The organism is Streptomyces sp. NBC_01428, from assembly GCF_036231965.1.
Classification (GTDB): Bacteria; Actinomycetota; Actinomycetes; order Streptomycetales; family Streptomycetaceae; genus Streptomyces.
This window is the reverse complement of the sequence record NZ_CP109499.1, coordinates 2,260,140-2,272,948: the sequence shown is the minus strand read 5'-3', so window position 1 is coordinate 2,272,948 and position 12,809 is coordinate 2,260,140. Positions and strand designations below refer to the sequence as shown.

Genomic DNA, 12,809 nt, shown 5'->3' with positions numbered 1-12,809 from the left:
TCCCGTGACCGTGACCGTGACTGTGCCCGTGATCGTGACCGACGTGATCCGCTCTCCCGGTCCGTTCTCCCTGTCCGTCGCCCTGCCCGTTCTCCCTGGAGCGCCGCGATGACCCAGTCCCCGCCCCGTGACGCGGGGCCGGTGCCCGGCCGGTCCACCTACCCGTCCGCCCCGCGCAGCGGACCGCGGGAGGTCGTCCACGGAGTGTGCGTGGCCGACCCCTACCGCTGGCTGGAGGATCCGCGGGATCCCGCCACCGCCGCCTGGTGCGCCGCACAGGACGTGCTCTACGCCGACGAGGAGGCCCGCTGGCCGGCCCGGGACGCCCTGCTCGTGCGGATGACCGCCCTGCTCGCGGGCGGCGGGGCCCGGCCTCCGGTGGCGCGCGGCGGACGGGAGTTCCATCTGCGCAGGGAACCGGGACGTGAACTGGCCGCGCTGGCCGTCCGCGAGGCCGGGCGGACGCGGATCCTGCTCGACCCGCTGGACGCCGACCCGTCCGGCACGACGGTGCTCGACGCCTGGGAACCGTCGTGGGAGGGCGACCTCGTGGCCGTCCAGCTGTCCTCGGGCGGTACGGAGCACTCGGTGCTGCGCGTGCTCGATACGGCGACCGGCGAGACGGTCGACGGGCCCGTGGACCGGGTCCGCCGTTCCCCGGTGGCCTGGCTGCCGGGCGGCCACGCCTTCTACTACGTCCGTCGGCTGTCCTCCGAACACACCGGGGGCGGCACGGGACTTCGGCGCCGCGTGTACCTGCACCGGGTCGGTACACCGGCGGACCAGGACACGGAGATCTTCGGGGCCGGACGGTCGGACACCCAGTACTACACCGTGGCCACCGCCCCCGACGGCCGGCTCCTGGTCGTCGGCGCCGGCGAGGGCACCTCGCCGCGCACCGACCTGTGGACCGCCGACCTGACCGCGACCGCCCCCGACCGGCCGGAACTGCGCCGCCTCCAGCACGGCGACGACGGCCGCACCACCGTCCGCCTCAGACCCGGCCGGGGACCGCAGCTGCTGCGGACGACGGCCGGCGCCCCGCGCGGCCGGATCGCCGAGGCCGCCCGCGACGCCGTGGATCCCGGCCGGTGGCGCACCCTGGTCGCCGAGCAACCCGGCACCGTACTGCAGGACTTCGCGGTCCTCGACGGCCCGGCGCTGGACCGGCCCCTGCTGGCGGTCGTACGGACCCGGCACGCCGTCGGCGAGTTGACCCTGCACGACGCACGGAACGGCGCACTGACGGGGACCGTCCCCCTGCCCGGACAGGGAACCGTCACCGACCTGACGTCTCGTCAAGACGCCGGGCACGAGCTGTGGTTCGCGTACACCGACCACGTCACACCCGCTGTCGTCCTGCACTACGACGCCGTCACCGGACGCCTGCGCCCCTGGCCGGGAGGCTCCCCTGCGACACCGCCCGCGGAGGGTGTGAAGGTCACCCAGGAGGTCCTGCGCTCCCGCGACGGCACCGAGGTACGCCTCTTCGTGATGTCTCCCACGGGACGTCCCGACACGCCCCGGCCCACCGTCGTCACCGGCTACGGCGGCTTCGGCGCCTCGATGACCCCCGGCTTCACCCCGCAGGCCGTGCCCTGGGTCCGCGCGGGCGGCGTGTACGCGGTGGCCTGCGTGCGCGGCGGGGGAGAGGAGGGCGAGGAGTGGCACCGGGCGGGACGCCGCGAACACAAGCACAACACCTTCGACGACTTCGACGCCGCGGTGGACCACCTGCTCCGTGCCGGATGGGCCGCACCCGGCCGGCTCGGTGTCCTCGGCAGCTCCAACGGCGGCCTGCTGGCCGCCGCCGCGCTGACCCGGCGGCCGGAGACCTACGCCGCCGTCGTGTGCGCGGCGCCGCTGCTCGACATGGTCCGCTACGAGCTGTCCGGCATGGGTCCGAGCTGGCGCGACGAGTACGGCAGCGCGGCGGACCCCGCGCAGTTCGCGCGACTGCTCTCGTACTCGCCCTACCACCAGGTGCGCGAGGGTGCCCGGTACCCGGCCGTGCTGCTGGCCGTCTTCGACGGAGACACCCGCGTCGACCCCGCGCATTCCCGGAAGATGTGCGCCGCACTCCAGTGGGCCGGCACCGGTGCCGGGCCGGTCGTGCTGCGCACCGAGCGCGGCGTCGGACACGGCGCGCGCGGCGCCTCGCGCAGCGCACGCCTCTACGCGGACGTCATGGCCTTCCTCGCCCACCACCTGGGCCTCCTTCTGCCCAAGGACGGCTGACATGAAGGTGCTGCTGTGCCCGCTGAACGACCCGGGCTACCTCTATCCCGCCCTCGCCGTCGGCGCCGAACTGCGCCGCCGCGCCCACAGCGTGCACGTCCTCGCCGGTCCGCGGGCCGCACCGACGAACACCGAGGCGGGTCTGGAGACGCTCGCTGTCGAGGACGCCACGGCACTCTCGGTGTCCCACTGGACGGTCCGCGGGCCCGAGCAGTACACCGAGGTGGCACGGGCGGTCCGGCAGACGCGGCCCGACGTCCTGGTCACCTCCGTCCTCTGCCACGGCGCACTGGTGGCCGCCGAGGCGGCCGACCTGCCTGTGGTCGTCCTCGGACTGGCGGCCCACCTGTGGCCCTACCGCTCCGGCACCGACGCGCCGGACGCGCACGACCGCACCTGGCGGCTCATGGCGACCTTGAAGCACTACGGGGCGGTACGGGAGGCGGCCGGCCTCGCCCCACGGCACGACCGGTTCCCCGACGCCCCGCTGCTCGGCGCGGCCTTCCTGCTTCGCGGGCATCCCGCCCTGGAGCCGCCCGGCGCCGAACTCCCGCCGGCCGTAAGGCATGTCGGGCCCTGCTGGTGGGAGCCGGAACCCACGGCGTCCGATCCGCTGCCCGAATCCAAGCCGCTGGCGTACGTCCACCTCGGCCGGACCTTCGGCGGCGCCTCGCTCTGGCCGCGCCTCAACGCCGCCTTCACCTCCGGCACCCACCGGGCCGTCGTGGAACTGGGACGGTCCGGCGCCCCCGAGGCCGCCCAGGACGCCGACCTGATCGTCGGCCGCCGCCCCTGGATGGGACCGCTCGTCGACCGGGCCGACCTCGTGCTGACCAACGCGACGTCGGCGCCCGTACTCGCCGCGCTCCTGCGCGGCACACCGCTGCTCGTCGCGCCCAACGGGTCGGAGCAGCAGGTTCTCGCCGCCGGCTGCCTGCGCGCGGGCGTCGCCCGCCGGCTGCCGGAGCCCGGCGCGTCCGCCGCCACCCTGCGCGCCGCGGTCGAGGAGACGGCCCACGATCCCGAACTCCGCATCCGAGCACGGGAGATGGCGGGGCTGCTCGCCGCAGGGAAGAGCGAGACCCATGCGGCGGACGCCGTGGAAGCCGCGTCCCGCTGACGCCGAGGACGCCGCGCGTACCGCCCGGGCCGGGTCCCGACCGGACGCGGATCGACGCCGGTCGACCTCCGGCCAGGCGAACGGGCGTCTTTCGGAGCGGACTTGGGTCTGCCGGGCGCGCAGGTCGGCGTCTCGGAGCCGCCACCGTCCGGGCGTGGTCCACACAGGCGTCGGTCGAAGTCGCTTGGTCACTCCTGGTCTGCGGGGCCCCCGGGGATCGGCCCACTCGGGGAGCGTGACGCAGCACCCTGGGCGGGCGGCCGTGGCCTTCCCAGGGTGCTGCGTCACGTTCCCGAGCCTCAACGCCCGGGCCCCGAGGCCCCCTTCAGCAGGCAGGCACCCGGGGCTGCCGATGGCCCGGCAGCCCCGCGTCTCAGCCCTCGTGGGCCGCCTGCGGCGGTACCCCGTCGAGGAGTACGTCCCGGAGCGCGGCGAGGAGTTCCAGGCCCCGGGCGCGGACCGCCGACGGTGTCTCCTCGTGGCGGCGGTCGGCGATGACCGCGAGGGCCGCCGCGGCCTGGCGGGCGAAGAGGGCGAGCAGATCGAGTTCGGAGAGGCTGGAGCGGGACTGCTCGGCGGGGTCCAGGACTTCGAGGACGCCGAGGACCCGGTCGTGGTGGGCGAGCGGGGCGGCCATCAGCGCGTCCGGCACGTACCCCGTCGACTTGGCGACGTCCCGGGCGAACATGCCCTGTTCCCGCAGGTCGTCCGCGATCATGGGCTCGCCCGACACGAGGACCCAGCCGGCGAGACCCCGGTCGGCGGGGAACCGCGAGCCCACGAGGGACTTCTCGCCCTCGCCGGCCACGGCCTGGAAGACGAGTTCGTCGGCGTCCCGGTCGTGCAGCAGGACGGAACTGGCCGCGGCACCGAAGATCGCCCGCGCGGTGTCGACGACGGACTGCAGCAGATCGTGCTCCGCGCTGCCGGGGCGCGTGGCGGGGTCCACGCCTGCGGCGGGGACGAGGCCGGGGGGCTGGCTCATGATTCACCTCGGGTTCCTGGTTCGCCGATGCGCACGTTCGCGGCGGAGAGGTAGAGCGCGTGCTTGATCTGAAACGGTGTCAGCTTCGGTCGGGTGCCGAGCAGGCGTGCGCACATCCCGCTGATGAACGGGGTGGCGAAACTGTTGCCCGTGGTGCGGATGGTCCTGCCGCCCGTCCAGGCAACCTGCACGTTCTGGCCGGGTGCGAAGAACTCCACGGGCGGTGCGGGGTTGTAGAGGAAGAGCCCGGAGTCGTCCTCGCGGTGCGTGCCGACCGAGATGACCGACGAGAACCGCCAGGGGAAGCTCTCCACCGGGGTGTTGTGGGCGGACGCCACCAGCGTGGTGCCGGTGAAGAACGCCTGGTCCGCCAGCGACCGCAGGGTCTCCAGGAACTTCGGACGGGTCGTGGACAGACTGAGGTTGACCACGTCGAAGCCTTGGTCGACGGCCCACCGCAGCCCGGCCAGCAGGGCCTCGCCGCTGCCGGTGAACCCCTCGCCGAGCACCCGCACGCTGTACAGCTCGCACTCGGGTGCCACCCGCCGGACGATGCCCGCGCACGCCGTTCCGTGCCCGCAGCCGTCTCCGGCGCCGTCGGGCAGCGGGCCGCTGTCGACGACGCGCAGGGTGCCGTCGGGGGCGGGCGCCACCTCGTAGGACCCCTGGACGGCGCCGACCGAGGGATGGCCGCACTCCACCCCGGTGTCGACCACGCACACGCGCACCCCGCGGCCGTCCGACCACGCCGAGGGGTCGGCGGGCAGATCCGGCACCGTGTCGGCGAGCATCGTGAGGTCCTCGGGAGAGCGGTCACGCAGGCTCCAGGTGAGCCCTCCTGCCGTTCCTGTGGTCATCCGGTCCTGCCTTCCCGTCCGGCCGGGCGGTCCGCGCCCCGGGCCGTGGCCGTCTTCTCGTCGGCGAACGCGGACGCGCGGTCCGTGCCCGGCCGGTGCCCCTTGGCGGCGAAGTGCCCCAGAGCCGTGCGTGCCTCCCGCGCCGCGTCCGCGGACAGCCCGAGGGCGCGCAGCGTGTGGGCGAGGTCGAGCGCCGCGGTGCCCCGCAGGACCGGGGAGTCGGTGGCACCCGCCGCGGCGACGGCCCGGTCCGCGCAGACGCGCGCCAGGTCCCGCTCCCCGGCGAGTGCCAGGGCGCGGCCCCGCAGCCCGTACGCGTCGGCGGACTCGGCCGGCGGCAGGCCCGCCCGTTCCGGGTCCGGCAGAGCCAGCGCCTCGGCGGGCTCCCCGCCGTCCAGCAGGATGCGTGCCCGCTCCCGGGCGATGCCGGGCAGGGCACCCGTGGCGCCGAGTCCACGGCCGGCGCGCGCCGCCTCCTCCAGCAGGGCGAGCCGTCGCACGGGCGTACCGGTCACGGCCTCGACCTCCGCGGCGAACAGCGGGACGAACAGCGTGCTCTCCGCATAGCCGAGACCACGGGCGAGGCGTGCCGCCTCGGCCAGCCGCTCGTGCGCCTCCTCGTGCCTGCCCTGCAGCGCCAGGAGCACGGCCAACGGGCAGCCCAGCGTGGCCCGTACGGTGGGACGGCCCGCGCCATGGACCGTCAGCAACTCCTCGCAGCGCGCCACGGCCCGCGCCACCGGGGTGGGGCCGCGCCACAGCGAGATGCCGACCGCGCCGAGCGCCAGCGCCCGTTCGGGTTCGGCGTCCGCACGGTCGGCGTGGTCCAGAGCCCGCCGCAGCGACTCCTCGGCCTCGGCGTGCAGCCCGCGCCGCTGACGGTCCTGGGCGATCCGGACACAGGCGCGGGCGATGCCCTGGTCGTCGCCCGCCGCGGTGAACAGCGGGAGCGCGGCCTCGGCCACCTCGGCGGCGGACCCGTGCCGGGGGTCGAGCGCGGTCAGCGCGAGCCGGGCGTGGGCGGCGCCCAGCCGGTCACCCGTCCGGTCGGCGGCACCGAGCGCGTCGGCCAGCAGTTCGCGACCCCGCTCCGGTTCGCCGCGGGCGACCTTCGTCTCCCCGAGCCGCCGGGCGGCCTCGCCGGCGAAGGGCTCGCCGGGCGCGGCCAGTTCCAGGGCCTGGGTGAGGAGGTCGTCGGCCCACGGCAGGTCGGAACGTGCCAGGGCGGCCGCCCCGGCCCGGGTCAGCAGACCGGCGGCACGCGCCCGCAGCGCGTCGGAGTCGTCGTCGTGGACGCCCAGTTCGGAGAGCAGACGGTGAGCACGCGCCAGATGGGAGCCGACGGCGGCATCGCCCGCGTCGTGGTCGACGAGGACCCGGGCGGCGTGCTCGTGACGCCGTGCGCGCACCTTCTTCGCCATCCCCCGGTAGGCGGTCTCCTGCACCAGGGCGCTGCCGAACCGGAGCACCGAACTCGTGGACAGGGTGCGTCCGGCGGCCTCGATGAGCCGCCGTCGTACGAGACCGCGCAGCAGACCGCCGGGCGAGTCCGCCGGCCCCGCCGGCTCCTCGGCGCCGGCCAGTTCGGTCAGGTCGGCGCGCTGGAACTCCCGCCCCAGGACGGCGGCGACCTGCAGCAGGGTCCGCTCCTCGGGCGGCAGCGCGTCGATACGGGCGCCGAGCAGGGCGTGCACGGTCAGGGGCAGGTCGTCGCACTCGGCCGCCATCGCCGTCAGATGCTCCAGGTACAGGGGATTGCCCTCGGCGCGGTCGAGCGCGCCCTCCAGTACGCCCTGCCGGTGGGCGGCCACCTCGACCAGTTCGTCGGCGAGAGCGGCTGCCTCCTCCCGGGTGAGCGGCGTGAGCAGCAGCGACGCGGACCGCATCCGGCCGCTGCCCCAGCCGGGACGGGTCTCCAGCAGCTCCGGGCGCGCGACGCACACCAGGGCGACGGGGGAGCGGTCGAGCTCGTCCAGCAGCCGGTCCGCCATGTCGAGCAGCGGTCCGGACGCCCAGTGACAGTCGTCGAGCACCACGACCACCGGCCGCTCACGCGAGAGAGCGTCCAGGAGACAGGCCAGCGCCATGAGGGTGTCGTCCGCCGAGGGGCTGGGCGTGCCGTCCGCGAGCAGTCCGGCCCGCAGCAGCCGCAGGGCCTGCTCCGCCTCCGTCCGCTCGGGGGCCGTTAGCGCGGTGAGGGCCGCGTCCTCGCCGACGGCGGCGAGGACCTGGCGCACCGCTTCGGCGAGCGGCGACAGCGAGCCGGTCTCGCCGTAGGGACGGCACCGGCCCTCGCCGTAGGCCGGGCAGTCCCGCAGCCACTCGCGCAGCAGGCGCGTCTTGCCGAGGCCCGCCTCGCCGTAGACGGTCACCAGGTGCGAGCGCGGGTCCGTCTCCAACTTGCGCAGCAGCAGCCGGAGTTCGGCCATCTCCTGGGCGCGGCCGATGAAGGGGGTGTCGAAGCGGCGGACCCGCTCGGGGTCGTCCTCGTGCAGGGCGACCAGGCGGTGGGCCGGGACGGGGACACCGACTCCCTTCAGGGACAGCGCTCCCGCGGACTCGGTGACCGCGGAGGGACCGGCGGCGTGCAGCGTGGCCGGGCCGATGAGGATGTCCCCCGCCCCGGCGTGCTGTTCGAGCCGGGCACCGATGTTGACGACCTCGCCGGACACCAGTGCCTGCCGGGCGGCGGGGTCGACGCTGACCACCACCTCGCCGGTGTTCACACCGATGCGGACGGCGAGCCGCACACCGTGCTCCCGCGCCAGCTCGGCGTTGAGCCCGTCGAGGCCGGTGACCATGCCGCGCGCGGCGGCCAGCGCCCGGTGGGCGTCGTCCTCGTGGCGCACGGGAACCCCGAACACCGCCATCACGGCGTCGCCGATGAACTTCTCGACCGTTCCGCCGTGTTCCTCGATACGCGCCCGCATCAGCGCGAAGTACCGGAGTGTCACCGTGCGCAGGGTCTCGGGGTCGAGCCGCCCGGACAGGGCCGTCGACCCGACGAGGTCGCAGAAGAGCACGGTCACCACCCGGCGCTCCTCGGCCGTGGCGGTGTCGCCCGCGACCACGCACGCGGTGCCGCACCGGGGGCAGAACGCGGCGCCCTCCGGCGGGGGTTCGGGGCACTGTGGGCATTTCACGCGCGCGCCGTCGGTCATCAGAACAGCGCTCCGCCGGCGATCTCGCTGTGCGCCTGTACCTCCGGCTCGGCCGCGTCCAGCCGCTCCTTCAGGCCCAGCAGCAGGGTGAGTTCCTCCGTGCTGAGGTCCTGGAGCACCTCCCGCTGCTCGGGGGAGAGGCTGTGCAGCGGGAACCCGGCGTCCTCCAGTGCGCGGAGGCGATCGGGTGCGGGGTCAGTCATGGGCGCTCTCCCATCCGGTTGGTGCCGCGGCGATGCGGTCGAACAGCTCGGCGAGGGAGGCGACCGTGTGCAGGGCGCTCACGGCGACCAGGGAACGCTGCGCGGCGTCCAGGGGCAGTTCGTCGATCAGCCGGTCCAGGTCCGCGCTGTGTCCGTCGTCGAGGTCCGCGTGGAGACGTACGGTCGCGAAGGCGGCCTGCGGGAGCCCGGTCTCCCGGGCCAGCCGGGCGGCCAGTCCCGGCGCGGGAGCGTTGCCCTCCAGGACCGCGATGTAGCCGAGGAGGGCCACCGGATGACTGTGTTCGAGCCAGTAGTACTGCGCCCCCACCAGGGCGGCCACGTGGGCGGGCGTCACCGCGTCGGTCAGCTCACCGGGCGCCGCTCCGGTCACCGCCGCGTCGGCGAGCAGCCACTCGTCGTGACCCCGCTCCTCCTCGGCGTGCGCCCGCAGGTACCGGGCGAGCGGCCGGCTCACCGGATCCCGGGGCAGCGCCTCGCAGCGGACGGCCGCCCGCTCCATCAGCGGGACGGAGGCGCGGATCACCTGGTGCATGGCGCTCAGATAGCGCCGGTAGCGGTCGGCGAGTCCGGGACCGGAGCGCCACATGCGGGCGGCCGACGTCCACAGGACGGGCTCCACGAGGGACAGTTCGAGTCGCAGGTTCGCGACGGCCGACGGACTCACGCGGGAACCTCCTCGTCGCCGGCACCCTCTCCGCCACGGGTACCGCCGAGCAGTACGAGGGGCGCGTACCGGTCGCTTCCGTAGCGCCGCAGCAGTGCGGCGGCTCCCGCGTCGCGCTGGAGCCGGGCGCCGAGCACGTCCATCGCGCCCGCCGCCGGACGCGAACCGGACCGCTCGGCCGCCTCCAGCGCGCCGGGCCGCCGGGCCAGCGCACGGCAGTCCGCGCACGACCCGACCCCGGCCGTACGGACGGTGCGCAGCACGGGCGACTCCTGGCAGCGGCGCCGTACGGCGGCCCAGTCGTCCTCCGCGATGTGTCCGAGCCGCAGATGGTCCGGAACCGGGCGGGCGTCCACCACCACCTGGTTGCAGCAGGCGGCGACGGTGCCGTCGAAGGCGACCACCGGCCAGGCCGCCATCGCGCACGGCGCCGGCGGTACGTCGGACAGCGGACCCGTCTCCGCGGTGTCCCGGAGCGGGACCGTGCGCGCGGTCGCCCAGCTCGCCGCACGCCCCACCGGCCTGACGTGATTGACCAGAACCGCCGCCTGGTCCCGGAATTCGCTGCGAATGGACCGGGTGACGTCCGCGAGATACGCGTCGTCCTCAGCGGTCCCCGCCACATGGAAACTCACGTCGATTCCGCTTTCCATGATGCGGTGCATCGCGCGAAAGACCGCCGCGCGCGGTACTTCACGTTCGTGGAACACGTCGATGCTCGCCGAGAAATGGGCGACGTTGCGCAGCGCGCGCAGGATGCGGTCGGGCACCCGGCCCTCGCCCGCGAAGAACATGCCGCTGAGGACCGACGTCCGCGTTCCTGCCGCCGACGCGAGCGCCGCGAGGTCCGCCACGAGCGCGGGCCGCAGCAACGGCTCACCGCCCGTGAGCATCAGGACCTCCGGACGGTCCGCCGGGGTGAAGCCGGCGACGAAGCGGCGCAGCGCCCCGCCCGGCGTGTCCTCGCCGCGCGGCCCCGACGACGTGGAGCAGTGGGCGCAGCTCAGCGGGCAGCGCCTGGTGAGGGTGGCGAGCAGCCCCGCCGCGGGTACCGGACGTAGCTCGATGATCTCCGCCAGCCGCATCTCGTCACCTCCGTCGGTCCCCGGGACGTGCGGCCCCACCGTGCGGGACACCGGTTCGGTCACGGTTCGCGGCCGGTTCGGCGGCGGTACGCGACGCGGGGCGCACAGCAGCGATCCACAGAGCACCACGCCCCGTCGAATCGCCCCGCTTTGAAACTCTGTCACCCCTTTGTCCCGGCGGGTCTGTTGCTGCATGCACCTTGAGCCATCCTCGAGTCCATGGCCCCCGAACCGGCGTGTGCGCATGCTGTGAAGGCCGAAGGAATGGCACCGAATTCCCGACGCGTTCACGGCTCCTCGCGGATTCCCTCACCCCCTGCCGCTCCTCGGAGGCTTTCGTGTACGGAATGATTTCCCTCGCCCAGAACCCCGACGACACCGGTTGGGGAAGGGGCTGAGGGGGAGATGGTCGATTCGCTCACGGAAAGCCGCGGCGCGGATTCGGCTCCCGGAATTCCACGCGAGCCCGCCGGTGGGATCGGCGGCGGCGCAACCGCCGCCCCCCTGCGACTGACCCTCCTCGGCCCGCTGCGGGCCTCCCGTGACGGACTGCCCCTGGAACTAGGACCGTTGAAACAGCGCCTGGTCCTCGCGGTCCTGCTCACCCGCCCCAACACGCCGGTGTCGCTGGAGGAACTGACCGACGCCGTCTGGCCGGACGACCCGCCCCGCACGGCCCGCAAGAACCTCCAGGTGTACGTGTCGACCCTGCGCCGGGTGCTCGACCCCGACGACCTGGGCCGGCTGCGCCACGGACCCGGCGGCTACGTCCTGCACCTCACCCCGCAGGAGTGCGACACCCTGCGCTTCGACGAACTGGCCCGGCACGGCGACGCCGAGATGCGCGCCGGAGCGTCGAGCCGCGCGGCCCGCACGTACCGCCAGGCGCTGGACCTGTGGCGGCACGCCCCCTTCAGCGACCTCGCGGCCCGCGCCGACGTACTGCGCGCCGCCGTCGACCGGCAGCACGCCCGACGGCTGGCCGTCTACGAGGCGTGGGCGGAGGCCCAGCTGGAGATCGGGGACCCGGGCCCGGTCGCGGACACCGTGGACGAGATGGTGAGCCGCCACCCCCTGCGGGAGCGGCTGCGTGCCGTCCAGCTCACCGCGCTGCACCAGGTCGGCCGCAGGACGGAGGCACTGGCCGCCTACGACGACTGCCGGCAACTCCTGTCCAGGGAACTGGGCCTGGAGCCCGGTGCGGCCCTGCAGAGCGCCTACCGCTCCCTGCTGGTCGACCTGGCGCCGCCCCGGCCGCGCGGCGCACCCGCCGGGTCACGCCTGCTCCCCCCGGACCTCTCCGACTTCACGGGCCGCACCAGGGAACTGGACGCGGTCAGCGCGCAGTTGGACACCGAGGGCGGCCCCCCGGTCCTGGTGACCGGTGCCGCGGGCGCCGGCAAGACCGCCTTCGCCGTGCACGTCGCCCACCGCCTCGCCGCGCGCTACACCGACGGCGTGGTCGCCACCCGGCTGTGCGCCGAGGACGGCTCCCCCCGCCCCTGGACGTCGGTCCTGGCGGAGCTGGCCCGCTCGCTCGGCTGCACGGAACGACTGCCCGCGGGCCGTGAGGAGGCCGCCACCGTCTGGCGGTCCTGGCTGTCCGGACGCCGGATCCTGCTGCTCCTGGACGACGCACCCGACGCCGCCGCCCTCGGCCCGCTGCTGCCCCCGTCCGGCACCACGGCCGCGCTGGTCACCTCCCGCAGCCGGCTCCCCTGTCTGGAGTCCGCCCACCGGGTCGAACTCCCGCCCCTGTCCACCGAGGAGGCCCTGGACCTGCTCGGCGGCGTCATCGGGCTCCCCCGGCTGACCGCCGAACCCGCCGCGGCCGCCCGGATCGCCGCCGCCACAGATCACCTTCCGTTCGCCCTGCGAGCCGCCGGGAACCGCCTGTCCGTGCTGCGCCACATGCCGCTCGCCCAGTACGCGGACCGTCTCGAACACCCCCTGGAGGCGCTGGACGAACTCGCGTCGGGCGGCCTCGGGGTCCGCGCCCGCCTCGCCGCGGCGTGGGCCCGGCTTCCCGTCCCCGCCCGCGCCTCCCTCGACGCGCTGGCCGCACTGCCGGGTTCCTCCTTCACCCTCCCCGCCGCCGCCCGCGCCCTGGGCCGGGACGGACGGGACGCCCAGCGCGCCCTGGAGGAACTGATCGACGTCGGCGTCCTGCCACCGCCGTCGCTGCCCGAGGTCACCGCGCACCTCGCCGTGCTCCCGGACGAGGTGCGCTACGAACTGCCGTGGCTGACCCTCCTGTTCGCCCGCGAGCAGGCCGCCGCGGCGGGAGACCGGTGCTAGGTGGTCCCCGGGCGGCCGTGGCAGGGGAACAGGGGACCGGCCACGGTGGCCGGTGCCGCGTGCGGACGTTTCGCGGGCCGGGGCCGACAGCGGCGGTGTTCCGCCCGGGGCGGATGCGGGTTCCCCACGGCACGGCGGCGGAGAGCGCCGTCGGGGCGGCGATGCCCTCCGCCCCGT

At 75.2% G+C, this 12,809-nt stretch carries 9 protein-coding genes; 3 read left to right on the top strand and 6 right to left on the bottom strand.

All coding sequences use genetic code 11. The features are described 5' to 3' along the window. The first annotated feature begins 108 nt into the window (after window positions 1-108). Together OG406_RS09835 and OG406_RS09830 are read left to right on the top strand one after the other, a co-directional pair. Window positions 109-2,238, top strand: coding sequence for a prolyl oligopeptidase family serine peptidase (locus OG406_RS09835; RefSeq protein ID WP_329185324.1), 2,130 nt, complete (start codon window positions 109-111; stop codon window positions 2,236-2,238). A gap of 1 nt (window position 2,239) precedes the next feature. Continuing rightward, a complete protein-coding gene (locus OG406_RS09830) occupies window positions 2,240-3,358 on the top strand; it encodes a glycosyltransferase (protein ID WP_329185322.1) in 1,119 nt (372 codons plus the stop codon). A gap of 373 nt (window positions 3,359-3,731) precedes the next feature. On the opposite strand, the gene OG406_RS09825 is transcribed toward OG406_RS09830, so the two are convergent. Genes OG406_RS09825 through OG406_RS09800 form a run of 6 tightly spaced genes read right to left on the bottom strand, consistent with a single transcriptional unit; the run spans window position 3,732 to window position 10,334 of the window. After that, the gene (locus OG406_RS09825; protein ID WP_164370341.1) at window positions 3,732-4,343 is read right to left on the bottom strand and encodes a GAF domain-containing protein; all 612 of its coding nucleotides are present in this window, start codon (window positions 4,341-4,343) and stop codon (window positions 3,732-3,734) included. After that, window positions 4,340-5,200 (bottom strand): S8 family peptidase, encoded by an 861-nt coding sequence (locus OG406_RS09820; protein ID WP_267048876.1) that lies wholly within the window; start codon window positions 5,198-5,200, stop codon window positions 4,340-4,342. Before OG406_RS09820 ends, OG406_RS09825 begins: the two co-directional genes overlap by 4 nt. Next, window positions 5,197-8,361, bottom strand: coding sequence for an AAA family ATPase (locus tag OG406_RS09815; RefSeq protein WP_329185319.1), 3,165 nt, complete (start codon window positions 8,359-8,361; stop codon window positions 5,197-5,199). The genes OG406_RS09820 and OG406_RS09815 overlap by 4 nt, the downstream gene beginning before the upstream one ends. Further along, window positions 8,361-8,564, bottom strand: coding sequence for an aroma-sacti cluster domain-containing protein (locus OG406_RS09810; RefSeq protein WP_081220130.1), 204 nt, complete (start codon window positions 8,562-8,564; stop codon window positions 8,361-8,363). The genes OG406_RS09815 and OG406_RS09810 overlap by 1 nt, the downstream gene beginning before the upstream one ends. Then, on the bottom strand, window positions 8,557-9,249 hold the full coding sequence (locus OG406_RS09805) for an iron-containing redox enzyme family protein (RefSeq protein ID WP_329185316.1): 693 nt from the start codon (window positions 9,247-9,249) through the stop codon (window positions 8,557-8,559). The genes OG406_RS09810 and OG406_RS09805 overlap by 8 nt, the downstream gene beginning before the upstream one ends. Beyond that, entirely contained in the window at window positions 9,246-10,334 is a 1,089-nt protein-coding gene (locus OG406_RS09800; RefSeq protein WP_329190720.1) for a radical SAM protein, read from the bottom strand. Before OG406_RS09800 ends, OG406_RS09805 begins: the two co-directional genes overlap by 4 nt. Window positions 10,335-10,739: 405 nt before the next feature. On the opposite strand from OG406_RS09800, the gene OG406_RS09795 reads away from it, so the two are divergent. After that, window positions 10,740-12,632, top strand: a complete 1,893-nt coding sequence (locus tag OG406_RS09795) for an AfsR/SARP family transcriptional regulator (protein WP_329185314.1) — start codon at window positions 10,740-10,742, stop codon at window positions 12,630-12,632. Window positions 12,633-12,809 lie beyond the last annotated feature (177 nt).

What these genes read in the sequence shown, in the direction of transcription:
- OG406_RS09835 (WP_329185324.1), top strand. Translation starts at nt 109, where the DNA reads ATGACCCAGTCCCCGCCCCGTGACGCGGGGCCGGTGCCCGGCCGGTCC.
- OG406_RS09830 (WP_329185322.1), top strand. Translation starts at nt 2,240, where the DNA reads ATGAAGGTGCTGCTGTGCCCGCTGAACGACCCGGGCTACCTCTATCCC.
- OG406_RS09825 (WP_164370341.1), bottom strand. Translation starts at nt 4,343, where the DNA reads ATGAGCCAGCCCCCCGGCCTCGTCCCCGCCGCAGGCGTGGACCCCGCC.
- OG406_RS09820 (WP_267048876.1), bottom strand. Translation starts at nt 5,200, where the DNA reads ATGACCACAGGAACGGCAGGAGGGCTCACCTGGAGCCTGCGTGACCGC.
- OG406_RS09815 (WP_329185319.1), bottom strand. Translation starts at nt 8,361, where the DNA reads ATGACCGACGGCGCGCGCGTGAAATGCCCACAGTGCCCCGAACCCCCG.
- OG406_RS09810 (WP_081220130.1), bottom strand. Translation starts at nt 8,564, where the DNA reads ATGACTGACCCCGCACCCGATCGCCTCCGCGCACTGGAGGACGCCGGG.
- OG406_RS09800 (WP_329190720.1), bottom strand. Translation starts at nt 10,334, where the DNA reads ATGCGGCTGGCGGAGATCATCGAGCTACGTCCGGTACCCGCGGCGGGG.
- OG406_RS09795 (WP_329185314.1), top strand. Translation starts at nt 10,740, where the DNA reads ATGGTCGATTCGCTCACGGAAAGCCGCGGCGCGGATTCGGCTCCCGGA.